This window comes from Serratia sp. DFXYC6, from assembly GCF_057196085.1.
On the sequence record NZ_JBXUNV010000001.1, the window covers coordinates 434,433 to 458,334 of the forward strand.

23 protein-coding genes are annotated in these 23,902 nt (G+C 62.8%); 14 read left to right on the forward strand and 9 right to left on the reverse strand.

Annotation, left to right across the window (positions count from 1 at the left end):
- Nucleotides 1-14: 14 nt before the first annotated feature.
- A complete protein-coding gene (gene apbE, locus AC2CGQ_RS02235; RefSeq protein WP_021505583.1) occupies nt 15-1,046 on the reverse strand; it encodes an FAD:protein FMN transferase ApbE in 1,032 nt (343 codons plus the stop codon).
- Between the two features lie 152 nt (nt 1,047-1,198).
- Here apbE and AC2CGQ_RS02240 point away from each other — a divergent pair, with 152 nt between their 5' ends.
- Nucleotides 1,199-2,311 (forward strand): SLC13 family permease, encoded by a 1,113-nt coding sequence (locus AC2CGQ_RS02240; RefSeq protein WP_060559993.1) that lies wholly within the window; start codon nt 1,199-1,201, stop codon nt 2,309-2,311.
- Here the strand turns inward: AC2CGQ_RS02240 and pepT are convergent.
- Nucleotides 2,308-3,555 (reverse strand): peptidase T, encoded by a 1,248-nt coding sequence (pepT, locus tag AC2CGQ_RS02245; RefSeq protein ID WP_004936192.1) that lies wholly within the window; start codon nt 3,553-3,555, stop codon nt 2,308-2,310. The two genes, AC2CGQ_RS02240 and pepT, sit on opposite strands and share 4 nt — an antisense overlap.
- Before the next feature lie 217 nt (nt 3,556-3,772).
- On the opposite strand from pepT, the gene AC2CGQ_RS02250 reads away from it, so the two are divergent.
- The gene (locus tag AC2CGQ_RS02250) at nt 3,773-4,669 is read left to right on the forward strand and encodes an endonuclease/exonuclease/phosphatase family protein (RefSeq protein ID WP_484593446.1); all 897 of its coding nucleotides are present in this window, start codon (nt 3,773-3,775) and stop codon (nt 4,667-4,669) included.
- A 27-nt stretch (nt 4,670-4,696) separates the two neighbouring features.
- On the opposite strand, the gene pdxR (AC2CGQ_RS02255) is transcribed toward AC2CGQ_RS02250, so the two are convergent.
- Nucleotides 4,697-6,127, reverse strand: a complete 1,431-nt coding sequence (gene pdxR / locus AC2CGQ_RS02255; protein ID WP_484593447.1) for a MocR-like pyridoxine biosynthesis transcription factor PdxR — start codon at nt 6,125-6,127, stop codon at nt 4,697-4,699.
- Nucleotides 6,128-6,220: 93 nt separating this feature from the next.
- Between pdxR (AC2CGQ_RS02255) and AC2CGQ_RS02260 the strand changes: the two genes are divergently transcribed.
- Nucleotides 6,221-6,676 (forward strand): rhodanese-like domain-containing protein, encoded by a 456-nt coding sequence (locus AC2CGQ_RS02260; RefSeq protein WP_484593448.1) that lies wholly within the window; start codon nt 6,221-6,223, stop codon nt 6,674-6,676.
- Nucleotides 6,677-6,680: 4 nt separating this feature from the next.
- Here the strand turns inward: AC2CGQ_RS02260 and flk are convergent, their stop codons facing one another.
- Nucleotides 6,681-7,709, reverse strand: coding sequence for a flagella biosynthesis regulator Flk (gene flk / locus AC2CGQ_RS02265; protein ID WP_044030780.1), 1,029 nt, complete (start codon nt 7,707-7,709; stop codon nt 6,681-6,683).
- 205 nt (nt 7,710-7,914) lie between these two features.
- Between flk and AC2CGQ_RS02270 the strand changes: the two genes are divergently transcribed.
- Genes AC2CGQ_RS02270 through AC2CGQ_RS02285 form a run of 4 tightly spaced genes read left to right on the forward strand, consistent with a single transcriptional unit; the run spans nt 7,915 to nt 11,569 of the window.
- Nucleotides 7,915-8,277, forward strand: a complete 363-nt coding sequence (locus AC2CGQ_RS02270; protein WP_015378607.1) for a hypothetical protein — start codon at nt 7,915-7,917, stop codon at nt 8,275-8,277.
- A gap of 49 nt (nt 8,278-8,326) precedes the next feature.
- The gene (locus AC2CGQ_RS02275) at nt 8,327-10,363 is read left to right on the forward strand and encodes a protein-disulfide reductase DsbD family protein (protein WP_088381814.1); all 2,037 of its coding nucleotides are present in this window, start codon (nt 8,327-8,329) and stop codon (nt 10,361-10,363) included.
- Nucleotides 10,360-11,076: a DsbA family protein gene (locus AC2CGQ_RS02280; protein WP_484593449.1), complete on the forward strand. Its 717-nt coding sequence runs from the start codon at nt 10,360-10,362 to the stop codon at nt 11,074-11,076. Before AC2CGQ_RS02275 ends, AC2CGQ_RS02280 begins: the two co-directional genes overlap by 4 nt.
- Nucleotides 11,069-11,569 (forward strand): protein disulfide oxidoreductase, encoded by a 501-nt coding sequence (locus tag AC2CGQ_RS02285; protein WP_015378604.1) that lies wholly within the window; start codon nt 11,069-11,071, stop codon nt 11,567-11,569. The genes AC2CGQ_RS02280 and AC2CGQ_RS02285 overlap by 8 nt, the downstream gene beginning before the upstream one ends.
- Here AC2CGQ_RS02285 and pdxR (AC2CGQ_RS02290) read toward each other — a convergent pair.
- Entirely contained in the window at nt 11,566-13,032 is a 1,467-nt protein-coding gene (pdxR, locus tag AC2CGQ_RS02290) for a MocR-like pyridoxine biosynthesis transcription factor PdxR (protein ID WP_484593450.1), read from the reverse strand. The two genes, AC2CGQ_RS02285 and pdxR (AC2CGQ_RS02290), sit on opposite strands and share 4 nt — an antisense overlap.
- A 172-nt stretch (nt 13,033-13,204) precedes the next feature.
- On the opposite strand from pdxR (AC2CGQ_RS02290), the gene AC2CGQ_RS02295 reads away from it, so the two are divergent.
- Nucleotides 13,205-14,200, forward strand: coding sequence for a DMT family transporter (locus tag AC2CGQ_RS02295; RefSeq protein ID WP_048324527.1), 996 nt, complete (start codon nt 13,205-13,207; stop codon nt 14,198-14,200).
- Between the two features lie 156 nt (nt 14,201-14,356).
- The gene (locus AC2CGQ_RS02300) at nt 14,357-14,986 is read left to right on the forward strand and encodes a CatB-related O-acetyltransferase (RefSeq protein ID WP_082996551.1); all 630 of its coding nucleotides are present in this window, start codon (nt 14,357-14,359) and stop codon (nt 14,984-14,986) included.
- A 34-nt stretch (nt 14,987-15,020) separates the two neighbouring features.
- Here AC2CGQ_RS02300 and AC2CGQ_RS02305 read toward each other — a convergent pair whose 3' ends face one another.
- The 3 genes from AC2CGQ_RS02305 to AC2CGQ_RS02315 are packed head-to-tail and all read right to left on the reverse strand — an operon-like array spanning nt 15,021 to nt 17,977.
- Entirely contained in the window at nt 15,021-16,538 is a 1,518-nt protein-coding gene (locus AC2CGQ_RS02305; protein WP_082996552.1) for a tripartite tricarboxylate transporter permease, read from the reverse strand.
- Between the two features lie 11 nt (nt 16,539-16,549).
- Complete coding sequence (locus tag AC2CGQ_RS02310; RefSeq protein WP_048324522.1) at nt 16,550-16,981, reverse strand: tripartite tricarboxylate transporter TctB family protein; 432 nt, start codon at nt 16,979-16,981, stop codon at nt 16,550-16,552.
- Nucleotides 16,982-16,996: 15 nt separating this feature from the next.
- Nucleotides 16,997-17,977 carry a Bug family tripartite tricarboxylate transporter substrate binding protein gene (locus AC2CGQ_RS02315; RefSeq protein WP_082996553.1) on the reverse strand — a complete coding sequence of 327 codons (981 nt, stop codon included), beginning with the start codon at nt 17,975-17,977 and terminating at the stop codon, nt 16,997-16,999.
- Between the two features lie 360 nt (nt 17,978-18,337).
- Here AC2CGQ_RS02315 and AC2CGQ_RS02320 point away from each other — a divergent pair, with 360 nt between their 5' ends.
- The 3 genes from AC2CGQ_RS02320 to AC2CGQ_RS02330 all read left to right on the forward strand — a co-directional run bounded on the left by AC2CGQ_RS02320 (nt 18,338) and on the right by AC2CGQ_RS02330 (nt 20,830).
- Nucleotides 18,338-18,583 carry a hypothetical protein gene (locus AC2CGQ_RS02320; RefSeq protein WP_229705507.1) on the forward strand — a complete coding sequence of 82 codons (246 nt, stop codon included), beginning with the start codon at nt 18,338-18,340 and terminating at the stop codon, nt 18,581-18,583.
- Nucleotides 18,584-18,750: 167 nt separating this feature from the next.
- Entirely contained in the window at nt 18,751-19,425 is a 675-nt protein-coding gene (tctD, locus tag AC2CGQ_RS02325) for a transcriptional regulator TctD (protein ID WP_004936146.1), read from the forward strand.
- Nucleotides 19,412-20,830 carry a sensor histidine kinase gene (locus AC2CGQ_RS02330; protein ID WP_004936144.1) on the forward strand — a complete coding sequence of 473 codons (1,419 nt, stop codon included), beginning with the start codon at nt 19,412-19,414 and terminating at the stop codon, nt 20,828-20,830. Before tctD ends, AC2CGQ_RS02330 begins: the two co-directional genes overlap by 14 nt.
- On the opposite strand, the gene AC2CGQ_RS02335 is transcribed toward AC2CGQ_RS02330, so the two are convergent.
- Nucleotides 20,827-21,747 (reverse strand): DMT family transporter, encoded by a 921-nt coding sequence (locus AC2CGQ_RS02335; protein ID WP_004936141.1) that lies wholly within the window; start codon nt 21,745-21,747, stop codon nt 20,827-20,829. The genes AC2CGQ_RS02330 and AC2CGQ_RS02335 overlap by 4 nt on opposite strands.
- A 117-nt stretch (nt 21,748-21,864) precedes the next feature.
- Between AC2CGQ_RS02335 and AC2CGQ_RS02340 the strand changes: the two genes are divergently transcribed.
- Both AC2CGQ_RS02340 and pdxB read left to right on the forward strand, forming a co-directional pair.
- Nucleotides 21,865-22,638, forward strand: a complete 774-nt coding sequence (locus tag AC2CGQ_RS02340; RefSeq protein ID WP_015378596.1) for an AraC family transcriptional regulator — start codon at nt 21,865-21,867, stop codon at nt 22,636-22,638.
- 53 nt (nt 22,639-22,691) lie between these two features.
- Nucleotides 22,692-23,813 carry a 4-phosphoerythronate dehydrogenase PdxB gene (gene pdxB / locus AC2CGQ_RS02345; RefSeq protein WP_088381811.1) on the forward strand — a complete coding sequence of 374 codons (1,122 nt, stop codon included), beginning with the start codon at nt 22,692-22,694 and terminating at the stop codon, nt 23,811-23,813.
- Nucleotides 23,814-23,902: the final 89 nt, after the last annotated feature.

Genomic DNA, 23,902 nt, shown 5'->3' on the forward strand with positions numbered 1-23,902 from the left:
GGGCTTTTTTTATCTCACTGCACCAAAAACGCTTTGAACTGCGGCGTCATCACGGCGCTGAAGCCGTCGTCGGTTTTACTGATCAGGTAGACCGCCAGCCCTTTCTCTTCCGCGAGCTGCAACGCTTTCTCCGGGCCCAGCACCATCAAACCGGTATCCCAGCCGTCGGCCTCGAGCGCGGTCGGGGCGATCACCGTGGCGGAAACCAGCCGGTGGTTGATCGGCCTGCCGGTGGTCGGATCGATGACATGGGAGTAACGCTGGCCGTTTTGTTCAAAGTAGTTGCGGTAGCTGCCGGCGGTGCTGATGCCGTAACCGTGCAGATCCACCAGCGCCTGTACCGCATTTTCACGGTCGGTCGGCTTTTGGATCGCCACCCGCCAGGGCTTGCCCTGGCCGTTGACGCCACGTGAAGAGACCGCACCACCGACCGATACCAGGTAGTTGGTAATGCCGTGACGGTTCATCAGGCGCACCAGCTCATCGGCGCCATAGCCTTCGCCCAGCGTCGAGAGATCGACATACATGCCCGGCAGATCTTTTTGCAGCCACTCCCCGCGGTTGTCGCTGATCAGCTTCAGGTGCTGCAGGCCGGTGCGCTGCTTTGCCGCGTCGATCTGCGCCTGTTCCGGCACCTTGACCGGATGTTTGTCGGGACCGAACCCCCACAGGTTCACCAAGGGGCCGACGGTGATGTCCATGGCGCCGCCGGTATCGCGGCCGATGCGTTGAGCCATCAACACGATGTCCGCCATGCCGCGCGGGATAGACTGCGGTTCGAGGCTAACATTGCGGTTAAACCTCGACAGCACCGAATTGGCGCGGTAGGTCGAGATGTCGTCGTTGGCCCGTTCGAGCACCGTGTCGATCTGCCGCTGCAATTCTTGTTTGCCGATCGCGACGTCACCGCTGACTTTTACGCTGTAGAAAGTGCCCATGGTTTTGCCGTCAATATCGATTTGCGGGCGGGAGGAGGCGTCGTCGCAGGCGGCGAGCAGGGCGCATAAGGCGCTCAACAGCGCTCCTTTGGCGAACAGGGAAGCCATAACATGTCCTTTGAAACCGTGAAAGCCGCTACAAATAAAGTAATGCGCGGCAAATGGAAAGCGGATAAAGGTAAAATAGCATTTTGCTGGCGCTGAAGCCGCGTCTGAGCTAACGTCTGCCCATTCTTTTCGGTGAGGTTCACACTGCCGCTATGAGTTCAACCGCCATTTCCCGGCTCATCCATCCCTTTGCCAAAGACCGTTTCTTGCATGCATTGCTGCTGGCCGGCGTGGCGATGTTCGCCTTTCATCCGCAGCCGCTGGCAGCGCTGGGTGGTTTTATCGACGGCCGTACCCTCATCACCCTGTTGGGGCTGATGCTGCTGACCAAAGGGGTGGAGGTCAGCGGCTACTTCGATTTTGTCGGCCGCAAGATTATCAACCGCTTGCACAGCGAACGGCGGCTGGCGCTGTTCCTGGTGTTCTCCGCCGCGCTGTTGTCGTCATTTCTGACTAACGACGTAGCGCTGTTTATCGTCATTCCGCTCACCATCACGCTGAAAAAGCTGTCGGCGCTGCCGGTTGGCCGCCTGATCATCTTCCAGGCGCTGGCGGTGAACGCCGGTTCGTTGCTGACGCCGATCGGCAACCCGCAAAATATCCTGCTGTGGAGCCGCTCCGGTCTCTCTTTCCTCGGCTTCATCGGCCAGATGGCGCCGTTTGGCGCCGCAATGATGTTGAGCCTGCTGGCGCTGACCTGGTTCAGCTTCCCGGCGCGCGACATCGTGAAAACGCCGAATACCGAGGGCTATCCCTACCAGCGGCCGCTGTTGCTGAGCTGTGTAGGGCTGTATGCGGTTTTCCTGCTGTGTCTCGATTTCGATCTGCCGTTGTATGGGCTGCTGGCGGTGTTCGCCGGTTTCTTGCTGCTGGCGCGCCGAGTGCTGTTGCAGATCGACTGGAGCCTGATTTTCGTGTTCGCCGCCATGTTCATCGATGTCGGCCTGTTTACCCGTTTGCCGCCGCTTCAGCCGGCGTTCGCCGCCATCGCCGGGCTGAGCGAGGGGAGCGTGTATGCGTTGGGCGTCGGGCTGTCGCAGATCGTCAGCAACGTGCCGGCCACCATACTGTTGCTCAACTATGTGCCCTCCAGCGCTCAGCTGGCCTATGCGGTCAACGCCGGCGGCTTCGGGTTGGCGATCGGATCGCTCGCCAACCTGATTGCGTTGCGCATGGCGGGGGAGCGCAAGATCTGGTTGCGCTTCCACTATTATTCGCTGCCGCTGTTGGCATGGGCCGCGTTGCTCGGCTGGGTGATGAGCTAAGCCGGTTGGCCGCTTTGCCGCGCGGCCAGCAGGCAAATGCTGCGGGTCACCTGATAGGATTTCACGAAGGCGCTGACGGGTAAAAACTCGAAGCGCGAGTGGAAGTTATGCGCGCCGGTGAAGTAATTGGGCGTCAGGATGCCGCGGCTGGAGAGCGCCGCGCCGTCGGTGCCGCCGCGCATCGGGATCACCTTCGGCGGGATGCCGTGGGCGGCGAGGGCGCCGAAGATCAGATCGATAGCGCGCCGGTCCTCGCCGATGGCGTTGCTGATGTTGCTGTAGATGTCGCTGACGCTGCAGCTGACGTTGGCGCGCGGATAGTTGGCCGCCACCTGGCGCACCGTCTCCTCAAGGCGGGCCTTGCGCGCCTCGAACGCCGCGCGATCGAAGTCGCGAATCGACACCTTCAGCGTCGCCTGATTGGCGTTGGCGGCCAGATCGGTGAACCAGAAATAACCCTCGCGCCCCTCGGTGTGCTCCGGAGTATCCTGCACATCGAATCGATTGATGATGTCGTTGGCGATGCGTATCGGGTTGATTAATACGTTTTTCGCCGACATCGGGTGGGCGGTCACCCCCTCGATGCGGATCTCCGCCGCCGCCGCGTTGAAATTCTCGTACACCACTTCACCCAGTTCGCAGCAGTCGATGGTGTAGGCGAAATCGACGGGGAAACGCTGCAGATCCAGCGCTTTGGCGCCGCGCAGGCCGATCTCTTCGTCCGGCACGAACGCCACCACGATATCGCCGTGGCGATCGGCTGCGGTCAGGTTGGCCAGCAGCGTCATCACCACGGTGACCGCCGCCTTATTGTCGGCGCCCAGCACGCTGGTGCCGTCGCTGAACAGGATCTCTTCGTTTCGGTAGGGCAGGATCTCCGGATGCTCGGCGGTACGCAGCCAGATGCCTTGCTCGGCGTTCAGGCATAAATCTTCGCCGGTGAAGCGCAGGCGCTGCGGGCGAATCTCGGGTGACAGGCCGACGTCCACGGTGTCGATATGCGTGATGAAGCCGATGCGCGGCGCGCCGGGTTGGGTGCCGGGCTTGCGGGCGGTGACGGTGGCGTGCTCGTCGATCTGCACGTCGGCCAGGCCGAGCCGGCGCAGCTCGTCGGCCAACAGTTGCGCCATCTCATGCTGCCCCGGCGTGCTGGGCAGGGTGGCTGCGGCGGCGTTGCTCTGGCTGGTCACCGCCAGATAGCGGAAGAAACGTTCGGTAAGCTGTTCGGCAATCGGGCTGGTCATCGGAACTCCTCGCGGTTGGCAATCTACCGGTTTTAAAACGAAATCAGCCGTTTGTCCAACGGTGCAATGCGTAAACCGCCAGAATGCGAAGCATCGCGCAGAAACGAAAAATAGCGGTGCAACTAGGAAATAGTCGCAGGTTTCTGCGGCAAAATCGGTGTTAGCTGTGGGCCAGGAAGCGCCCACATAACATTTATCTGTCCCTCAAGGAGAATTCATGCACACCGGTCACGCTCTGCTTATCACCTTACTGTCCCTGGGCATCTCTCACAGCGCCTGGTCGTCTGCCGATACCGGGCACGCCAACAGCAACGCCAACAGCCGCGAAGTGGTCAGCGCGTTGGGCGGCCTGAAGAACAAAACCTACGAACTGGAGCAGGCGCCGAAGATCCGCGTCGCCAGCTTCAATATCGCCGCCGGCAAGGTCAGCGACATGACCGCCATCGCCAAGGCGATTCGCGCGATGAATGTCGACGTGGTGGCGCTGCAGGAGGTGGATAAACTCACCGCCCGCAGCGGGCGGGTCGATCAGGCGGCGGAACTGGCGAAACTGACCGGCATGCAGGCGGTGTTCGGCCGGGCAATCGATTTCGACGGCGGTGAATACGGCCTGGCGTTTCTGTCGAAGTATCCGCTGCACGACGCCGTGATCTATCCGCTGCCGTCCGGCCAGCGCGAACAGCGCATCGCCTTCAGCGCCAAGGTTGATGTGCCGGAGTTCCCGACGCCGATCACCCTGTTCAACACCCACCTCGATACCAAGGAAGATCCGACGATGCGTCTGGATCAGGTACGGGAGCTGAACGATCGCACCATCGAAGTGCGCGGCATCAAGCTGCTGTTCGGCGATATGAACGATGTGCCGGGCAGCGTCACCTGGCTGGAGCTGAGCCGTTATTGGAACGATATCATGCCCAACGGGCAGGACGGCCGCAGCTGGCCGGCGGAAAACGCCGAAATCAAGGTGGATTACATCTTCACCGGCAACGCGCAGCGCTGGCATCTGGACAGCCTGACGGTGCCGAACACCAGCGGCGACTGGAACGGCGTGCATTGGCCGGCGGTAAGCGACCACCTGCCGCTGGTGGCGGAGATGCGCCTGACCGAACAATAAGCCGATCGGCGTCCCATTGGGGCCAGGCTAAGCCACGGTGATCCGCGCCAGCCGCTCGACGGCGCTGCGGATCTCGCCCGGTGTCAGGGCCGAAAAGCCCAGCAGCCACCCGTCGCGCTGCGCCTGAACCGTTTGGTATTGCGCTGTTAACCCGGGCGTAAGGATGCCGAGCCGCCGCGCTTGCCGGCTGAGCGCTGCCTCCTGGCCGGGCGGCAGCCAGACGCTGAGCTGCAGGCCGCCGGCGGCGGGAGCGGGGGTGGCGAAGTGGTCGAGTTTTTCGCGTACTGCCGCCAGCAACACATCGCGCCGGCTATGGTAGAGTTGGCGCATGTAGCGGATATGCGCGGCGAAGTGCCCCTGGCGGATGAATTCGGCGGTGACCGCCTGCATCAGCTGCGCGCTGTGGCCGTCATACACCGTGCGTGCGGTGACGAACGCTTCAACCAGCGTGGGCGGTACGATCAGGTACGCCAACCGCAGCGAAGGGAACAGCGATTTGGAGAAGGTGCCGAGGTACAGCACCCGGCCACGGCGATCCAGACCCTGCATCGCCGGTATCGGCAGGCCGTCGTAATGAAACTCGCTGTCGTAATCGTCCTCAATGATCCAGGCCTGCTGCTTTTCCGCCAGCGTCAGCAGTGCCAAGCGGCGCGCCAGGCTGAGCGCTGCGCCGGTTGGGTATTGGTGCGAGGGCGTCAAATAAATCAAACGCGGCTCGGGCAAGGAGGGCTCAGCGCGCAGGCCGTCGCCGTCTACCGCCACCGGCGTCAGGGCGGCGCCGGCGCTGATAAAGGCGTTTCTCGCCCCGGCGTAACCCGGTTCTTCCATCCAGACGCTGTCGCCGCTGTCCAGCAGCAACGTGGCGATCAGCTGCAGCGCCTGCTGTGAACTGGTCAGCACGATAACCTGGTTTGCATCGCAGATTACGCCGCGCGTTTGGTTGACGTGGGCGGCAATCGCTTCACGCAGCGGCAAATAGCCCTGCGGGTCACCGTAGCGCAGCAGGCTTTCTCCCTGTAGCCGCAGGCGCTGTGCGGTCAGTTGCTTCCACAAGGCTAGCGGAAACGCGCGCAGATCCGGCGAGCCGGCGGCAAACGCCTGTGGCTGCTGCGGATCGCGGCAGCCGCCGGTTTGCACGATCTGTTGGCCGCGTTGCGAAAGGCGCGGCATGGCGGTGCGGGGCGGCGGCGGCGATTTGGCGATGTGGATAGCCACAAATGTGCCCTGGCCGACGCGGCGCTGCAAATACCCCTCCGCCTCCAACTGGCCGTACGCTGCTTCGACGGTCACCCTTGAGAGGTTCAGATCCCCAGCCAGCACTCGGCTGGAGGGCAGGCGTTGCCCAATGTTCAATGCGCCGTGGTGGATGGCCTGCCGCAATGCCGCACAAAGACGTTCGCGCAGCGTGCCGACGGCCTGGGGCGATTGCTGAAACAGCGTGATCAGCGTGTGCCGCATAATGGGTCTTATCATCTGTGGATAATGGGTATCAATCATAAGACCAAAATGGGGCACTATTGTCATCTGTCTTGATGCACGGGAGTAAGTGATATGTCGAAAGAATCATTGATGCTGGCTTTTCCGCCGGCGGCGCCGGAAGAAAGCCTGGCCTATCTGGCGGCTAAACTGAGCCGCTATGCTGATGCCTGGGATGTGGCGGAAGATCTGCGCAATGGCGTGGACGGGATGGTGGTGATCGACACCCGCGCGGAGGCGCTGTACGCCGCCGGGCATATCCCCGGTGCGCTCAGTTTGCCGCATCGCCTGATGGATGAAGCCGGCACGGCGCAGCTGGATCGCCGGAAAGTGTATGTGACCTACTGCGACGGCATTGGCTGCAACGGATCCACCAAAGGTGCTTACAAGCTGGCGAAACTGGGATTCAGGGTGAAGGAGCTGATCGGTGGGCTGGACTTCTGGCTGCGCGATGGCCATCCATTGGTCATCGGAGAACAGCCGGGATCGTTGCGCGATCGGGCGGCTGCTGAGGACTGCGGCTGCGCCTGAGGCGTTAAAACACCAGCGCCAGCACGATCGCCAACGCCAACAGCAGCAGGATCAGCGCTACGGCCGGCTTGCTCAGCGCTTTTTGCAGCGGCAGAGGCAAGGCGGCGATCAGCGGGTTGAGCAGCGGCTGCGGTTCGACAGGGTGGCTGGCGATCGGCTGCGCCTGGCCGGCTTTATCCAGACGGCGGGCAAACAGCTGATGAATGGCGTCGCTCATTTGCGGATGCGTCAGCGGCGCATTGGCGCCGCAGTTGAAGCGCGCCTGGCAATAGTCGTTCATCTGCTGCAGTTCTCGCTCGTCCGCCGGCTGCTTGAGCGCCGCCAGCAGGTTGTTCAGCGTCGGCGCGTTCTGCGGGCTGAGCGCCACCTTCACCTGTAAAAACTGGTTCAGCAGCTGGAAGTGGCGCGCCGGCAGCGGATCGTTGGTTTTCACGCCCGCCAGATCGAACAGCGTTTGCCAGATTTTAGCCGGCGCTTCGCCGGTGGCGGCGCTGAGTTTGGTGATCTGCTGCTGCAGGCTTTGATGCTCTGCGGGCAGCAGCGGGCGATCGCTGGTGGCGGTTTGCTGCGGCTGGGGAATGGTCAGGCCGCCGGTTTGCAACAGATTAAGTACCTGTTGCAATTGCGGTGGGCTCAGTTGGCTCAACACCGTATGGCCGAACTGCTGACGAATAAAGTCGCTGACCGCCTGGCGGTTATTGCCCTGCGGCAGCAATTCGGCCAGCTGTTGCAGCAGTTGACGCCCGGCATGGTTTTGCTGCGCCTGCGTCAGGCGCGTTTGCAGCAGCTGTTCCGCCGGTTGAAAATGGCGCGCCAGCAGTTCGCCGCCTTTGTCGGCGCCGAGATCGTGACGCAGAGACGCCCAGATCTCCGCCGATTTGACCGGGCTGAGCGTCATGATTTTCACGATCAGTTTTTCCAGCGTCGTGCGCTGCGCCGGAGAGAGGGGTTGATCGTCAGTGGCCGCCGTTTTGCCCGGGGAGGGGGGGCGTTCGCCGGCGATTGGGGTGCCCGGCCCACTCAAAGGTTGCATATCACCAGTCCTTCGCTGTGTATCCCCGCAGAATGCCTGGAGGAGAGAATCGTCATCGTACCCGGCGAAAAGCGCAGGCTTACCCACTATGATACCTGTAAATCGCCGCCATCAATACCGCCGCTCAGACATTTCTTTACCGACAAAACGTTGCTAATCGCGCCCGCGCCGCTAAGATAACCCCAGATCTGAACATGAGGATGGCATGGTTAAACGGCAGCGGATTGCAAAATGGTTTTTATGCCTGGCTTGCCTGGTGGTGCTGACGTGCATGACCCAGCGCATGGCGGGCCTGCATGCGCTGCAGCAAACGCTGGGGATCCCGGCCGCCACCGCCGTTCAATCCGGCGATGAGGCCGCCGAAGCGCAGCCGACGCCCTGTGAGCTGAGTGCCAAGTCATTGCTGGCCGCGCCGCCGGTGATGTTCGAAACCGTGCTGTTCGGGCTGGGTCTGCTGCTGGCGCTGTTGGCGCCGACCATCGCCGCGCGTCTGCGCATTCCTCCTCCTCGCGCCATTTCACCACCCACCCTCAGGGTGCACCTTCGATTATGCGTCTTCCGTGAATGAGTTAATCGCCCGTTTTTCGTGGTGAATTAATCATTTATGGAGAATTAACATGTTGAAAATCATCAGGCTGGCCTGCGCTTGCCTGTTTATGCTGTGGCTGCCTGCCTTGCAGGCGGCGGACAGCGGCTGGCTGCAAAATCCGGCCAACGATCATGCCAAGGTGCGGCTGCGCGCCGACACGTCACAGCCGGGTGAGACCCGCCTGCTGCTGTCGGTCGAGCTGCAAAAAGGCTGGAAAACCTATTGGCGCTCTCCGGGCGAAGGCGGCATCGCGCCGGCTATCGTCTGGCAAGGCAACCCACCGCCGGCGACCTGGCACTGGCCGACGCCGCAGCGTTTCGAGGTGGCCGGCATTTCCACCCAGGGTTATCACGATCGGGTCACGTTGCCGATCGTGATGTCAGGCCAGGTATCCGGCCCGCTGGCGGGTACGCTGACGCTGTCCACCTGCAGCAACGTCTGCATTCTGACCGACTACCCGTTCAGTCTGGATCTGGCGACGCCTCACGATCCGCAGTTTAATCACGATTTCGCGCAGGCGATGGGGCAGGTGCCGATCACCGCCGGGTTGGCGGATAACGTCAAGGCCGGGTATCGCAGCGGCGAGCTGCAGATTGCCGCCGAACGCGCCGCCGGCTGGCAACAGCCTGCGCTGTTCTTCGATACGCTGGCGGATGCCGATCTCGGCAAGCCGCAGGTTGAAACCGACGGCGATCGGTTGCTGGCGCGAGTGCCGGTCAGCGATGGCTGGGGCGATGCGGCGCCGGACCTGCGCGGCAAAACGCTGACGCTGGTGATCGACGACGGCGGCATGGCGCAGCAGATTACGCTGCCGATTGGCGATGCGTTGGCCGCGCCCGCCGGTGCGGCGTTCCCGTTGTGGCAGGCGGTATTGATGGCGCTGGCGGGCGGGTTAATCCTCAACCTGATGCCGTGCGTGCTGCCGGTGCTGGGCATCAAGCTCGGCTCCATCCTGCAGGTGGAGCGGCGCGATCGGCGCAGCGTTCGTCTGCAGTTCCTGGCGTCGTCGCTGGGCATCGTCGCCTCGTTTATGGCGCTGGCCCTGCTGATGACGCTGCTGCGGCTCGGCAACCACGCGCTCGGCTGGGGCATTCAGTTCCAGAATCCGTGGTTTATCGGCTTTATGGTGCTGGTGACGCTGCTGTTCAGCGCCAACCTGTTCGGCCTGTTCCATTTGCGTCTCTCGTCCGATCTGAATACCTCGCTGGCGACCCATAACGGGCGCGGTCTGAGCGGCCATTTCTGGCAGGGCGCGTTCGCCACGCTGCTGGCGACGCCGTGCTCGGCGCCGTTTCTCGGCACGGCGGTGGCCTTCGCGCTGGCGGCGTCGCTGCCGGTGCTGTGGGGCATGTTCATCGCGCTCGGCATCGGCATGAGCCTGCCGTGGCTGCTGATCGCCGCCTGGCCGTCGCTGGCGCTGCGTTTGCCGCGCCCCGGCCGTTGGATGAATACCGTCAAGCTGGCGATGGGGCTGCTGATGCTGGCGTCGTCGCTGTGGCTGCTGAGCCTGCTGAGCAACCATATCGGCGTGCAGGCCACGCTGTGGCTGGGGGCGTTGGCGCTGCTGGCGTTGCTGCTGGCGGTATGGCGCCAACAGGGGGCACGCTTGGCGGCCAAGCTGGCGGCGGGCACTGTGGTGCTGGCGGGTGTGGTCCTGCTGGCCGGATCGCTGAGCGCCGGCCTGTGGCGCCAGCCGTTGCAGGATCGGGTGCAGTGGCAACCGCTGAGCGAGCAAGCGATCGCCGAGGCGCTGGCGCAGCATAAGCGGGTGTTCGTCGACGTGACAGCCGACTGGTGCGTGACCTGTAAAGCCAACAAATTCAATGTGCTGCTGCGTGATGACGTACAGCGCGCGCTGAGCGCCGACGATGTGGTCGCGCTGCGCGGCGACTGGAGCCGTCCATCGGCCGACATCGGCGCCTTCCTGCAAAAGCGCGGCAGCGTCGCCGTGCCTTTCAACCAAGTCTATGGCCCCGGCAGCCCGGACGGCGTGGTGCTATCCCCGCTGTTGACCCGTGACGCCGTGCTGCAAACGCTTTCCCATGCCAAAGGAACCGAACAATGAAAAAACTACTGATTTTACTGATGATCATCGCCGCCCCAGCGTGGGCCGCCGAGCCTTTTACCCCGGCGCAAGAGGCGCGTATCAAAGAGATGATCCGCGAAACGCTGGTGTCCAATCCGGACATTCTGGCGCAGGCGGTGGACGCCTGGCAGCAGCAAACCGCCGGCGAGCAAATCAGCCAGGCTATCAAGCAGAACGCCAAAACGCTGTACCAGGATCCGGCCAGCCCGCGCCTGGGCGCCGCCAACGCCAAACTGACGCTGGTGACCTTTACCGACTATAACTGCCCGTACTGCAAGCGTTTTGATCCGATGTTGGAGAAAATCGTCAAGCAATATCCGGACGTAGCGCTGGTGGTGAAGCTGCTGCCGTTCAAGGGCGAAAGCTCGGTCAGTTCGGCGCGCGTGGCGCTCACCACCTGGCAACAGCACCCGGATCAATTCTGGGCCCTGCACCAGCGGCTGATGGCGAAAAAGGGCTTCCACGACAATGCCAGCATCGCCGCCGCGCAAGAGAAAACCGGCGTCAAGGCGGTGGCGCCGAGCGAACAGAGCATGACCACGCTGCGCACCAATATGGCGTTGGCGGAGCAACTGGGCGTACAAGGGACGCCGGCGACGCTGATCGGCGATCGAATGCTGCCGGGGGCGGTGTCGTATGAAGAGCTGGAAGCGATGGTGAAACAGCTGTTGGCGAAGGCTAACAATGGCTAAGCTCAAGCGCTGGGGGCGCGAGTTGTTGTTGCTGGCGCTGATTGCATTGGCGGTGGTGACGGTGATGGATTGGCTGAATGCGCCGCAGGCGCCGCCGGCCTTCGATGCCCAGACGCTGACCTCGCTGGACGGCGAGCGCGTGTCGTTGGCGCAGCTCAGCCATGAGCGGCCGCTGCTGGTTTACTTTTGGGCCAGCTGGTGCGGCGTTTGCCGTTTCACCACGCCGGACGTCGCCCGCTTGCAGGCGGCGGGCGGCAACGTGCTGACCGTCGCGCTGCGATCGGGCGATGATGCCCAGGTGAAGCAGTGGCTGGCGCGTAAACGGCTGGCGCTGCCGGTGGTCAACGATCCGGCCGGCGCGCTGTCGGCGCAGTGGCGGATTGGCGTCACGCCGACCTTCGTGGTGATCTCGCAGGGCAAGGTGGTGCAAAGCACCACCGGCTGGACCAGCTACTGGGGGATGAAGCTGCGGCTGTGGTGGGCCGCCGTCTAACCGGTGCTTTTCTCCGCTATCACTTCCTCAATCGCCCGGCACAGCCGGGCGATACCTTCTTCAATCTGCGGCGGCGAGTTGGCGGCAAAATTCAGCCTCAGGCCGTGTGCGCCCAGCTGTTCCTGCGCATAGAAGCATTCGCCGCGCGCGAAGGTCACCCCGTGTCGCCAGGCCACCGGCATCAGCTCGGCGGTGGTCACCGCCTTCGGCAGCGTCAGCCAGATAAACAAGCCGCCTTGCGGCGTTTCGAAACGGCACCCCGGCGGCAGCCGATGTTGCAACGCGTCGATCATGACTTCCAGATGCAGGCGGTAGACGCGCCCGGCGCGCCGCAGCTGCTTGTCGTAACGGCCGACGGTGACGAACGCGTCCAGCGCCCGCTGGATCAGGCTGGAACTGGTGAAGCTGTCGACGTGCTTGCGCCTGGCGAAACGTTGATAGTGTTCGCTGTCCGCCACCAGATAGCCGATGCGCATGCTGGGCAGCAGCATTTTGGAGAAGGTGCTGACGTAGATCACCGCGCCCGGCTGCGCCAGCGCTCGCAGCGACGGCAGCTGTTTGCCCTGATAACGCAGATCGCCGACGAAGTCGTCCTCCAGGATCACCACGCCGGCCTGTTGGGCGATCGCCAGCAGGCGCCACCGGCGGGCCTCGCTCAGGCAGCGGCCGGTCGGGTTGTGGAAGTTGGGGATGGTGTAGATCAGTTTAGGGCGGTGGCGTTCCAGCAGCTCGGGCAGTCGATCGACCAGCATGCCGTGGCGATCGCCGGGCACGGAGACGATATTGATGCGGTGCTGGCGCAGCAGGCCCAGCGCTTCGGCGTAGGTCGGCTCTTCGACGATCACCGTATCACCCGGCGCCAGCAGGCTTTGCACCACCAGGCTGATGGCATGCTGCGAACCGTTGGTGATCAGCACCTGTTCGGCCTGCGTGGGGATGCCCTGGGCGCTGAGAATGCGGCTCAGCGTATCGCGCAGCGGGTAGTAGCCGCAGTATTCGCCGTAGCTGAAGGCTTCTTCCGCGTGGCGGCTGAGCACCGACAGCAGCACTTTGCGAAACGCCTCCAGCGGAAATATCTTGGGGCTGCCGACGCCGGCGGCAAAGTTGATCAGCCCCTCCGGCAGCGGGGCGTCGGCATAGCCGTCCAGCCGCGAGGTGAGGGTGGTGAAGCTCTCCAGCGGGAAAGGGGCGTTGCTGGTCGGCCGGGCCGGGCGCGTTTGCGCCTGCGGGTGCGCGACATAGGCGCCGCTGCCGCGCCGCTGGTGCAAAAAGCCCTTGGCCGCCAGTTCGGCATAGGCGTTATCCACCGTCAAACGGCTGACCGCCAATTCGGCAGCCAGCGTGCGTGTCGAGGGCAGCTTGTCGCCATCCACGAACACGCCGGTGAGGATGGCGCGCCGCAGCGCTTCTTCGATCTGCAAATACAGCGGAACGTCCTGTTCGCGATCTAACGGGATGTGCATGCGAAATTGGCCCGGTTAGGGAGATGGTTTTTTACTATACCCCATGTCTACAGGGCTTCAAGCGCAGAAAAGTGGCCTGCATGACAACGCCGAAAAGTGGCTATAGTGGGAAAAAATGGCCGCGTTACACTGTGCGCCTGAGCATTTATGTCGCCATTTTCCCGAGGATCTCATGTCATTACCGTCAGGCGTTTCCGCCCGGCCGGCGTTGCCCGGCGCACGTCTCTTTCAGGGCAGCAGCCAGGGTTACGTCATCGCCATTATCAGCGCCATGCTGCTGGCCTTTACCGCCATCATCATCCGCGCGCTGACCGAGTACTATCAGCTGCCGACCTTCGTGCTGGCGTTCTGGCGCGCGGCGCTGGTGGCGCTGGTGCTGTTGCCGCTGCTGTTGCTGGTGAAACCGCAGTGGGCGCGTCTGCGCCGTGAGCAGGTGGTGTTCTACGCGCTTTATGGGCTGCTGCTGGCGCTGTTCAACAGCCTGTGGACGCTGTCGGTAGCGCTGAATGGCGCGTCGGTGGCGACCATACTGACCTACTGTTCGGTGGGCTTTACCGTGTTCCTCGGCTGGGTGATGTACAGCGAGCGCCTGACGCTGCGCCAACTGCTGGTGATCGCCATCAGCCTGGGCGGTTGCTTCCTGGTCAGCAACGGCGACAGCATGGGGAACAGCCACTTCGATCTGCTGGGGCTGCTGGTAGGGATGCTGTCGGGCATCGGCTATACCCTGTATACCCTCGGCGGGCGGGTGGCCAGCGAACGCGGCTATCCGGTGTGGAACACCATCCTGTACGTGTTCGGTTTTTCGGCGTTGTATCAGCTGGCGTTCAACGCGGCGCTGACGGCGTTCCCGTTGGCGGCGTTCCACGGCATGGCCGGCGATTTGTGGTTCCTGTCGCACGGCGCGCAAGGCATCCAGTGGAGCGGCTGGCTGTTGCTGCTGGCATTGGCCGCCGGGCCGACGCTGTTGGGTTTCGGGCTGTATAACATCAGCCTGAAAACGCTGCCGCTGGCGGTGGCCAACCTGATCCTGTCGCTGGAACTGGTGTTCACCGCGGTGATCGCCTATTTCCTGCTGGGGGAAAGCATGAATCAGCTGCAGCTGCTGGGCAGCGCATTGGTGATGGGCGGGGTGCTGCTGTTGAAAAGCAAGACCGCCGAGGCGTGATCGGTTACCCTTGTGCCTCGCAAGGGAGGCACTAATGATGAATAACCCGAGATTGAAACGAGCGCTTATCGCTTGAATGGCCGTGTTGAGTGAACGACAACACGGCCACAGACATTCCGTTCCGTGGCTTTTATTCCGGTAACAAGAGAATACGCCATGTCCGAAAAACACTGGTCCCAAACCGAACTGTTGCATCAGACGGTGACCAACCCGAATATCATCGTCAAAGGCACCCACAGCTACTACAGCGACTGCTGGGATAGCGGCTTCGAACGCTCGGTGGTGCGCTATCTGCACGGCGACGCGGTCAGCCGCCAATGGCAGCCGCTGGGCGAAATAGATCGCCTGCTGATCGGCGATTATGTGTGCATCGCGGCCGAAGCGGTGATCCTGATGGGCGGTAATCACACCCATCGCATCGACTGGCTGAGCCTGTACCCGTTTATGGCAACCATCAAGCAGGCATACCGTCCCAAAGGTGATACCCGGCTGGGTGACGGCTGCTGGATCGGCATGCGGGCGATGCTGATGCCGGGGATCTCGATAGGCGAGGGGGCGATCGTCGCCGCCGGCAGCGTGGTGGCCGGCGATGTTGCGCCTTATGCCATCGTCGGCGGTAACCCGGCGAGGTTTATCCGTTGGCGGTTCGCGCCGGAAGTCATCGCACGGTTGCTTGCCTTGCGCCTCTATGACTTGTCCGAGGCGGAGTTTGCGGCGATCCAGCCGTTGCTTGCCGATAACGATATCGGGGCGTTGGAAAGAAGAATGGCGGCCTTAGGCCGTTAAACATAACGGGCGGGGGATCCCCGCCCGTTTCGCGTTACTCGGCCTTGGCCTCGGTCGCCGGTTGGCGGCGTTTGCGCATCAGGCGCAGCAGCGGCGGCAGCGCCAGCACGGCCACCGCCAGCACCAGCAGCGTTTGCGCGATGCTGCTGCTCCACAGAATGCCGAACTCGCCGTTGCTGATCGACAGCGCGCGGCGCAGGTTTTGTTCCAGCATCTCACCCAGCACAAAGCCCAGAATCAGCGGCGACATCGGGAAATGCATTTTCCGCAGAATGTAGCCGAACACGCCCAACCCGACCATCAACAGCAGGTCGAAGGTGGTGCTGTGCACCGCATAAACCCCCACCGCCGAAACCGCGGCGATCGCCGGCACCAGGAACCACAGCGGGATGGTCAGCATGCGGGTGAACAGACCGACCAGCGGCAGGTTCATGATCAACAAAATGACGTTGGCGATCAGCAGCGCGGCGATCAGCCCCCAGACGATATCCGGCTGTTCGGTGAACATCGCCGGGCCGGGGGTGATGTTGTACAGCGTCAGCGCGCCCATCATCACCGCCGTGGTGCCGGAACCCGGCACCCCCAGCGTCAGCATCGGAATGAACGAACCGCAGGCCGAGGCGTTGTTGGCCGCTTCCGGCGCTGCTACGCCGCGGATATCGCCCTTGCCGAAGGTATCGCTGTTGCCGCTGATTTTCTTCTCGGTCATGTAGGTCAGCGCGCTGGCGATAGTGGCGCCGGCGCCCGGCAGAATGCCGACGAAGAAACCGATCACCGACGAACGCAGGGTCGGACCCGCGCACTGCGCCGCCTCTTTGCGGTTGAACAGCAACCGGCCGGTTTTACGCACCAGCTTTTGCCCGGCGCTGGTGCTTTCCAGCATCAACAGGATTTCGCTGACCGAGAACAGGCCGATCACCACCACGATAAACTGCACGCCGTCGGAGAGGTGCACGCTGTCGAAGGTAAAGCGGTAAACGCCGGTGTTGGCGTCGACGCCCACCGTCGCCAGCCCCAGGCCGATCAGCGCCGCCAGCAGCGATTTCAGCGGGTTCTGGCTCATCATGCTGCCGAGGCAGGCGATGGCGAACACCATCAGGGCGAAATATTCCGCCGGGCCGAAGGCCAGCGACCAGCGTGCCAGCAGCGGCGCGAACAGGATGATGCCGCCGATGGCGATCATCGAGCCGACGAACGAGCTGACCGCCGAGATGGACAGCGCCACGCCGGCGCGCCCCTGCTGCGCCATTGGGTAGCCGTCCAGCGCGGTCATGATCGCCGCCGCGTCGCCCGGCACGTTGAGCAGAATCGACGAGATGCGCCCGCCGTATTCGCAGCCGATATACACCGTCGCCAGCAGGATCAGCGCCGATTCGGCCGGCAGTTTGAGGGCGAACGCCAGCGGCAGCAGGATCGCCACGCCGTTGATCGGCCCCAGCCCCGGCAACAGGCCGACGATGGTGCCGACGAAGCAGCCGATCAGGGCGATAATCAGGTTCTGCGGCACCAGCGCCACTTCAAACCCTTGGGTCAAATACATCCAGGTATCCATCATCGCTCCCGTTAGCTCAGCCAGGCGCCGAGCGGCAGTGTGACATCGAGAAGTTGGTCAAAGGCGTAGTACAACGCTGCGCCCATGATGACGCCGGAGATGGCCGCCGCCGGCAGGCTGGCCTGAAACAACAGGCCGATGCTGAACGTCAGCAGCGCGGTCGCCAGCGGGAAGCCGAGCCATTCAAAGCCCCAGGCATACAGCACCAGGGTGATCACCAGCACCAGAAGCCGCTGCAGCACCTTGCTGTGCGGCCACTCCACCGCCTGCGGGCGGCGCAGCAACAGCAGGGCCGCGCACAGCGCCATCAGGCTGAGGATCGCCAGCGGGAACGGGCGCGGCCCCAGCGGTTCATAGCTGTATTCGCTCTGGATGCCCCAGCCGATGAACAGCCCGCCGATACACAGCAGCAGCCAAAAGCCGGCAAAAATACGATCGCTCATGGTTTTCCCCTGCGGTTATTTGGCCAGGCCGAACACTTTCGCCTGCTCACGGTATTGGGCAACCTGATTCTTCACGTAGGCGTCCAGCTCTTTGCCGGTCAGGTTGAATTCGAACAGGCCGCGCAGATCGCGCTGCTGCTTGAATTCCTCGGTCGCCATCATTTTCTGGAAGGTGTCGATCCACCACTGATACTCTTCATCGCTGACTTTCGGCCCGACGTAGAAGCCGCGAATGATCGGCCACACCAGGCTGTATCCCTGCTCTTTGGCGGTCGGAATGTCGGCCAGCTGGCCCGGCAGACGTTGCTCGGCATACACCGCCAGCACGCGGATCTTGTCGCCCTGCAGGTAAGGCACCATCTCGCTCAGGTCACCGGAAACCGCCTGAATATGGTTGCCCAGCAGCGCGGTGACCGGCTCGCCGCCGCCTTCGAACGCCACGTAGCGCATCTTGCGCGGATCCACGCCGACTTCACGCGCCAGCAGCGCGGTTTTCATCCAGTCCTGGCTGCCGATGGAGGCGCCGGCGCCGAACACCACGCTGTTGGGATCTTTTTGGAAAGCGTCCATCAGGTCTTTCAGGGTTTTGTAAGGCGAGTCGGCGCGCACTGCGATCATGCCGTAGTCGGTGCCGACCGCCGCCAGCCATCTCACGTCGTCCACGTTGTAGCGGCCGAACTTGCCCTGGGCCAGATTGAGCAGCGAGCCGCCGGAGAAGGCCACCACGGTGCCGAACTCCGCCGGGCGCTGTGCGACGATGGCGTTGTAGGCCACCGCGCCGACGCCGCCGGGCATATAGGTGACGCGCATCGGTTTATCGATGGCCTTGGTATCCTGCAGCGACACCTGAATCAGTTTGCAGGTCAGATCGAAGCCGCCGCCGGGTTTGGCCGGCGCAATGCATTCGGTGCGTTTGGGCGCCTCTGCGGCAAAGGACTGAGAGGCCGCCAGCAACAGGGCGGCGGCGGTAAAGGTTCGGGTCATTATTTTTTTCATTGTGACTTGCCCTCGGTATTGTTCTGGTTGTGAAATCCCGCCGGGTGCGGTTGCAGGATTGTTAAAACAACAACCTTTCATTTACCTTTCAGTGGCCGGAAAAGTTTCCAGTCTGTGATTAGGGTCTCTTGTCGCCAGCGAATGGCGGGTGCGCTACCATAGAAACGAGGGCAAGAACAGGGCGCTAAACCGGCCAAAATCCTGCGTAATATCAGGTTTGCCGTTCTGCTTTTGCGATAAAATCATGATCAGTGAAATGAATAGAGACGCAGTAATATGTTTTCGTTAGGGAAATTGTTTGGTGGCAGGGACAGCGCCAAAGTATGCGCAATTAAACGGTTGCCTGAGGTCTACGCCGAGATGGCGGGAGAAAGCGGGCAGTGTCGTTTGAAGCGCCTGCGCGCCGAGGTTGGCGTGTTTGAGCTGCATTTCGTCAACGCTGACGGTGAAAAGTATGCCTGTCAGATGACCGCCTGCGTGACCGGCATCGATCTGGTGTTTGCCGCCAACAACCGCTCCGTGCTGGTTTCTTCGCCGTTTACCGCCGACAAGCTGCGCCCGGTGCTGGACATTGCCGTTGCCGATAGCCCCATTCCGCTGATCTGACGCCGCCCTGCGATCGCGCTCCATACGCATAATTGTGTGCCAGCTCCCAAAACTGGCGGCGCGGCGCTCTTTTATCCCCTTATTTTCCATGCCATCCTTTGTTATCAGCCTGTTAACGGACGCCGTGTCGGCGCCAGGTTGTTCAGGTAAATCAATGGAATGGGAACATGCGACTGTTATTGGTTGAAGATCACCCCGAGCTGTCTCACTGGTTGCAAAAGGCGCTGACCGGCGCCGGGTTTGCCGTCGACGTCGCCCCGGACGGCGTGGCGGCCGATCATCTGTTGCTCAACGAGCGTTATGCGCTGGCGGTGTTGGATGTGGCGTTGCCGCGTTTGAACGGCCTGGATTTGCTGGCGCGCCTGCGCAAGCGCGGGCAGGATCTGCCGGTGCTGTTGCTGACGGCGCGCACCGACGTGGCCGATCGGGTAAGGGGTCTGAATCTGGGGGCGGACGATTACCTCACCAAGCCGTTCGAATTGGACGAGCTGGAGGCGCGTATTCGGGCGCTGCTGCGCCGCAGCGTCGGCGCCCCACAGCCGGCGTTGCAGTACGGCGCGTTGACCTACCATGACGAAGGCTATTTTCTGCTGGAGAGCAAGCCGCTGGCGCTGACGCCGCGCGAACTGGCGGTGTTGACCGCGCTGATGCATCGGCGCGGCCGCCCGGTGGCCAAACAACAGCTGTTCGAGCAGGTGTTTACGCTGTCCGACGAGGCCAATCCGGAGAGCATCGAGCTTTACGTACACCGCCTGCGGAAAAAGCTGCAGGGCAGCGACGTGGCGATCGTCACGCTGCGCGGTCTGGGCTACAGCCTGGAGCTGTGCAATGCGGTGGTTTAACGCCCCGCGTTCGCTGTTCTATCAACTGCTGCTGTTTTTTGGCCTGCCGCTGCTGGCGTTGGGCGGTATCTCCATCTACACCCACTATTTCAGCGCCATGAGCGCCGCCACTCTGGCTTACGATCGCACGCTGCTGGCGTCGGCGCGCACCGTGGCGGAGCGACTGGTGGTGCGCGAAGGCAAGCTGGCGGTCGATGTGCCCTATGTGGTGCTCGACAGCTTCGAGCGGAACATGAACGATCAGCTGTATTACGAGGTGATTTCGCCGCAGGGAAAAAGCATCTCGGGTTATGACGATTTGCCGTCGCTGCCGCCCCATATCCCGCGCTCCACGCTCTACCCGGCGCTGGTGCATTTTTACGATGCGGAATATCTCGGCCGGCCGATCCGCGTGGCGGCGCTGTTTCAGCCGGTCAACGAGTCGGGGGTGAGCGGCATGGCGACCATTTTGGTGGCGGAAACCCTGGAGTCGCGCCGTTACCTGGCGCGGCAGATGATGATCGCGGCGCTGCTGAGTCAGGGCACGGTGGTGGTGTTGACCCTGATCCTGGCGTTCGCGCTGCTCAAGCGGGTGTTGAAGCCGATGCGTAAACTCTCCGGCATCATGCTGCGGCGCGATCCGGGCGAGCTGACGCCCTTGCCGCGGGTATTGCCGTGGTCGGAGATGCAGCCGCTGCTGGTGGCGTTCAATCGCTATATCGAACGGCTGCGGCTGATGGTGGCGCGTCAGGAACGTTTCAGCGCCGACGCTTCCCACCAGCTGCGCACGCCGCTGGCGGTGTTGAAGACTCAGGTCGGGGTGGCGCTGGCCAGCGATCGGCCGCAGCAGTGGCGCGAAAGCCTGCAGGCGATGAGCGCGACGCTGGACAATACCGTGGCACTGACCGACCGCCTGCTGTATCTCTCACGCCTGAAGGCCAGCGAGCACCAGGCCGAGCGCAAGCTGCAGCCGGTCAACCTGGCGCAGGTGCTGCGCGACGCCTGTTTCTCTCGCTTGCCGCAGGCGCGCAGCAAACAGATCGATCTCGGCTTCGAAGGTGAAGCGGCGTGTCAGGTGGCGGGGGAACCGCTGCTGTTGGCCGAGCTGTGCGCCAACCTGTTGGACAACGCGTTGAAATACACACCGCGTCAGGGCGTGGTCACCGCTCGCCTCACGCAGGAGAAGGCGACGGGGGAAGGCGTGCTGGAGATTGAAGACAGCGGCCCCGGCATCGCCTTGCAGGACAAGGCGCTGGCGCTGCAGCCATTTCACCGGCTGGACAACGTGGGCGATCAGCCGGGCGCCGGCCTGGGGCTGGCGCTGGTGAAGGACATCACCGCCTATCACGGCACCCGCCCGGAGCTGTTGAGCTCCGCCGCGCTGGGCGGTCTGTTGGTACGGGTGCGTTTCAGGCTGTTGCCTTAAGCCTGTTCTTTGCAGGACTCGACGTCGGCCGCCGGGGCTTTGGCTTTACGCGTCAGCGGCGTGCGCAGCCGCTGCGACAGGATAACGCCCAGCAGGGTAATGCCGCCGCCGATCAGGTGATAACCGTGCAACTGCTCATGCAGGAACAGCACGGCGATAGCGGCGGTAAACACCGGCGCCAGGTTCATGAAGATCGAGGCGGTGTTGGCGCCCAGGCGCATCACGCCCTGGATCCACAGGAACGGGGCGATGATCGAAGCCGGAATGCCGGCGAACAGCACCAGCGGCAGGTTATGGCCGTTCAAGCCGACATCCTGCGCCATCAGGAAATTAGGCAGCAGCAGCAGCACGCCGAACAGGATCTGCACGTACAGCGATTGCCAGTTCGGCAGCGCGATGGCCCAGCGTTTGGTCAACACGCCATACAGCGCGTAAGAGGCGGTGGCGAGCAGCATCATCAATTCCCCCTTGCCGATACCGTGCTGCAGCAGCACGCCGGGCTGGCCGCCGCTGACCAGCCAGATCAAACCGCCGAAGGAGAGAATACTGCCGAGCAGCACGCCGACGGTCGGCGCAATGCGCAGCAGGACGATGCTGATCAGGATGGTCAGCAGCGGGATCAGCGACACGATGATGCCCATAAACAGCGCGCTGACGCTGTGCGCCGCGTAATAGGCCAGGCTTTGATACAGCACCATGCCCAGCAAGCCGAGGATCATTAGTTTCCACCAGTTGGCGCGTACCTGCGCCCAATTGCGCAGCACGCCCGGCAGCACGAACGGCGTCAGGGCGATCAGCGCCAGCAGCCAGCGGTAAAGTGAAATGGCCGCCGGATCGATGGCGGTGGCGGAGAGTTTGCTGACAACGGCATTAATCGACCATATCAGCACGGCCAACAGTGGGAAGAGCATATTCATGATAATTATTCTCAATAACGTCCAACATGCTGGCTAGTCTACGCGTGTCCGGTTTATCATATATAGCGATATCCAGACAAAAATCGGCGTAAACAAGACAAATCACGGGACGAAACCATGCCAGAAATCCGCCATTTCCCTGAGTCGCTGATCCCGGCGCCCAACCCGGTGCAGTTCCGCTGTGAAGAGTTTAACGCGCGCACCGAATTCCAGCCGCACAGCCACACCTGGGGCCAGTTGATGTGGGTCAAAGCCGGGGTGATGGTGCTGCGCATCGGCGGGCAGCGCTTTCTGGCGCCGCCGGAGTTCGTGTTGTGGGCGCCGGCGGGCATCGAACACTCCTGCTACAACCAGCGACTGGCGCAGTGCCGCATGGTGGACATTACGCCGGCGCTGTGCGCCGGCATGCCGGCCGACCCCTGTCTGGTGAGCGTAACGCCCATCTTCCGTGCCATCGCCGAGGATTTCTATGCGCGCAAGCAGTACATTCCGCAGGCGGAGGAGGATTTGCGCCTCTGTCAGGTGCTGATCGACCAGCTGCGCCTGTCGCCGCGTCAGCAAACCTATCTGCCGTCGTCGGACGACAAATTTTTGGCGCCGGTGCTGGAAGCGCTGGAGCATTGCCCGGCGGACAACACCTCGCTGGCAACGTGGGCGGCGCGGGTCTACACCACCGAGCGCACGCTGTCGCGCCGCTGCCAGCAGGATCTGGGCATGTCGTTCAGCGAGTGGCGCCAGCGCCTGCGTTTTCTGCATGCCGTGTCGTTGCTCGAGCAGGGCAAAACCGTGCAGGACGTGGCGTTGGACGTCGGCTACAGCTCCGCGTCGGCCTTTATCGTCATGTTCCAGCAGATCGCCGGCACCACCCCTGAGCGCTTTCGCCGTGCCTGATTCAGTGGCACACTATTTCTCAGACCAATAGCCGTAAACCGTCGGAGAACGCAGTGAAAATTCTGGTTGATGAAAATATGCCGTACGCGGCCGAGCTGTTCAGCCGCCTGGGCGACGTGCAGGCGGTGCCGGGGCGTCCGATCCCGCTTGAGGCGCTGGCGGATGCCGATGCGCTGATGGTGCGTTCGGTCACCAAGGTCAATGAAGCCCTGTTGGCCGGCAGCCGCATCGGCTTTGTCGGCACCGCCACCGCAGGCACCGATCACATCGATGACGCCTGGCTGCAACGGCAGGGCATCGGGTTTTCCGCCGCGCCGGGCTGCAACGCCATCGCGGTGGTCGAGTATGTGTTCTCCGCCTTGATGCTGCTGGCCGAACGCGACGGCTTCCACCTGCGGGATAAAACCGTCGGCATCGTCGGCGTGGGCAACGTCGGTTCCCGCCTGGACGCGCGCCTCAAAGCGTTGGGCGTGCGCACGCTGCTGTGCGATCCGCCGCGCGCCGATCGCGGCGACGCCGGGGAGTTCTGGCCGTTGGAGAAGCTGGTGGCCGAGGCCGATGTGCTGACCTTCCATACGCCGCTGAATAAATCCGGCCCATACCATTCGCTGCATCTGGCGGATGCCGACCTGCTGGCGGCGCTGCCGGACAACCGCATTCTGATCAACGCCTGCCGCGGGCCGGTGGTGGATAACGCCGCGCTACTGCAGGCGCTGGAAAAGGGCAAAAAGCTGAGCACGGTGCTGGACGTGTGGGAACCGGAGCCGGACCTCGCCTTGCCGCTGCTGGCGCGGGTGGATATCGGCACCGCGCATATCGCCGGGTATACGCTGGAAGGCAAGGCGCGCGGCACCACCCAGGTGTTCGAAGCGTTCAGCCGCCATCTGGGGCAGCCGCAGCAGGTGGCGCTGGCCTCGCTACTGCCGGTGCCGGAGTTCAGCCAGATCCGCCTCAACGGGCCGCTGGATGAAGCGCGGTTAAAACGATTGATGCACTTGGTGTATGATGTGCGCCGCGATGATGCGCCATTGCGCAAAGTCGCCGGGCAACCGGGCGAATTCGATCGCCTGCGCAAGCACTACCAGGAGCGCCGCGAGTGGTCTTCGCTGGCCGTGCAATGCGATGACAGCGCCAGCGCCGAGCTGCTCGGCAAGCTGGGCTTCAGCGTGGCGTAGGGCGTAAGGTTGTCTTAAGCCAACGCCGCTACAGTGAGCGGTAAAGATTATCGGGCGGTGATTGCACTGCCCGTGTGCTTTTATGAATG

Bases quoted from the DNA above. Each gene is read 5' to 3' on its own strand.
- AC2CGQ_RS02300 (WP_082996551.1), top strand. From the start codon at position 14,357: ATGTCCGAAAAACACTGGTCCCAAACCGAACTGTTGCATCAGACGGTG.
- AC2CGQ_RS02275 (WP_088381814.1), top strand. From the start codon at position 8,327: ATGTTGAAAATCATCAGGCTGGCCTGCGCTTGCCTGTTTATGCTGTGG.
- AC2CGQ_RS02270 (WP_015378607.1), top strand. From the start codon at position 7,915: ATGGTTAAACGGCAGCGGATTGCAAAATGGTTTTTATGCCTGGCTTGC.
- AC2CGQ_RS02310 (WP_048324522.1), bottom strand. From the start codon at position 16,981: ATGAGCGATCGTATTTTTGCCGGCTTTTGGCTGCTGCTGTGTATCGGC.
- tctD (WP_004936146.1), top strand. From the start codon at position 18,751: ATGCGACTGTTATTGGTTGAAGATCACCCCGAGCTGTCTCACTGGTTG.
- apbE (WP_021505583.1), bottom strand. From the start codon at position 1,046: ATGGCTTCCCTGTTCGCCAAAGGAGCGCTGTTGAGCGCCTTATGCGCC.
- AC2CGQ_RS02295 (WP_048324527.1), top strand. From the start codon at position 13,205: ATGTCATTACCGTCAGGCGTTTCCGCCCGGCCGGCGTTGCCCGGCGCA.
- flk (WP_044030780.1), bottom strand. From the start codon at position 7,709: ATGCAACCTTTGAGTGGGCCGGGCACCCCAATCGCCGGCGAACGCCCC.
- AC2CGQ_RS02250 (WP_484593446.1), top strand. From the start codon at position 3,773: ATGCACACCGGTCACGCTCTGCTTATCACCTTACTGTCCCTGGGCATC.
- AC2CGQ_RS02320 (WP_229705507.1), top strand. From the start codon at position 18,338: ATGGCGGGAGAAAGCGGGCAGTGTCGTTTGAAGCGCCTGCGCGCCGAG.
- AC2CGQ_RS02280 (WP_484593449.1), top strand. From the start codon at position 10,360: ATGAAAAAACTACTGATTTTACTGATGATCATCGCCGCCCCAGCGTGG.
- AC2CGQ_RS02340 (WP_015378596.1), top strand. From the start codon at position 21,865: ATGCCAGAAATCCGCCATTTCCCTGAGTCGCTGATCCCGGCGCCCAAC.
- AC2CGQ_RS02330 (WP_004936144.1), top strand. From the start codon at position 19,412: ATGCGGTGGTTTAACGCCCCGCGTTCGCTGTTCTATCAACTGCTGCTG.
- pepT (WP_004936192.1), bottom strand. From the start codon at position 3,555: ATGACCAGCCCGATTGCCGAACAGCTTACCGAACGTTTCTTCCGCTAT.
- AC2CGQ_RS02315 (WP_082996553.1), bottom strand. From the start codon at position 17,977: ATGAAAAAAATAATGACCCGAACCTTTACCGCCGCCGCCCTGTTGCTG.
- pdxR (WP_484593447.1), bottom strand. From the start codon at position 6,127: ATGCGGCACACGCTGATCACGCTGTTTCAGCAATCGCCCCAGGCCGTC.
- AC2CGQ_RS02305 (WP_082996552.1), bottom strand. From the start codon at position 16,538: ATGGATACCTGGATGTATTTGACCCAAGGGTTTGAAGTGGCGCTGGTG.
- pdxR (WP_484593450.1), bottom strand. From the start codon at position 13,032: ATGCACATCCCGTTAGATCGCGAACAGGACGTTCCGCTGTATTTGCAG.
- AC2CGQ_RS02240 (WP_060559993.1), top strand. From the start codon at position 1,199: ATGAGTTCAACCGCCATTTCCCGGCTCATCCATCCCTTTGCCAAAGAC.
- AC2CGQ_RS02335 (WP_004936141.1), bottom strand. From the start codon at position 21,747: ATGAATATGCTCTTCCCACTGTTGGCCGTGCTGATATGGTCGATTAAT.
- AC2CGQ_RS02260 (WP_484593448.1), top strand. From the start codon at position 6,221: ATGTCGAAAGAATCATTGATGCTGGCTTTTCCGCCGGCGGCGCCGGAA.
- AC2CGQ_RS02285 (WP_015378604.1), top strand. From the start codon at position 11,069: ATGGCTAAGCTCAAGCGCTGGGGGCGCGAGTTGTTGTTGCTGGCGCTG.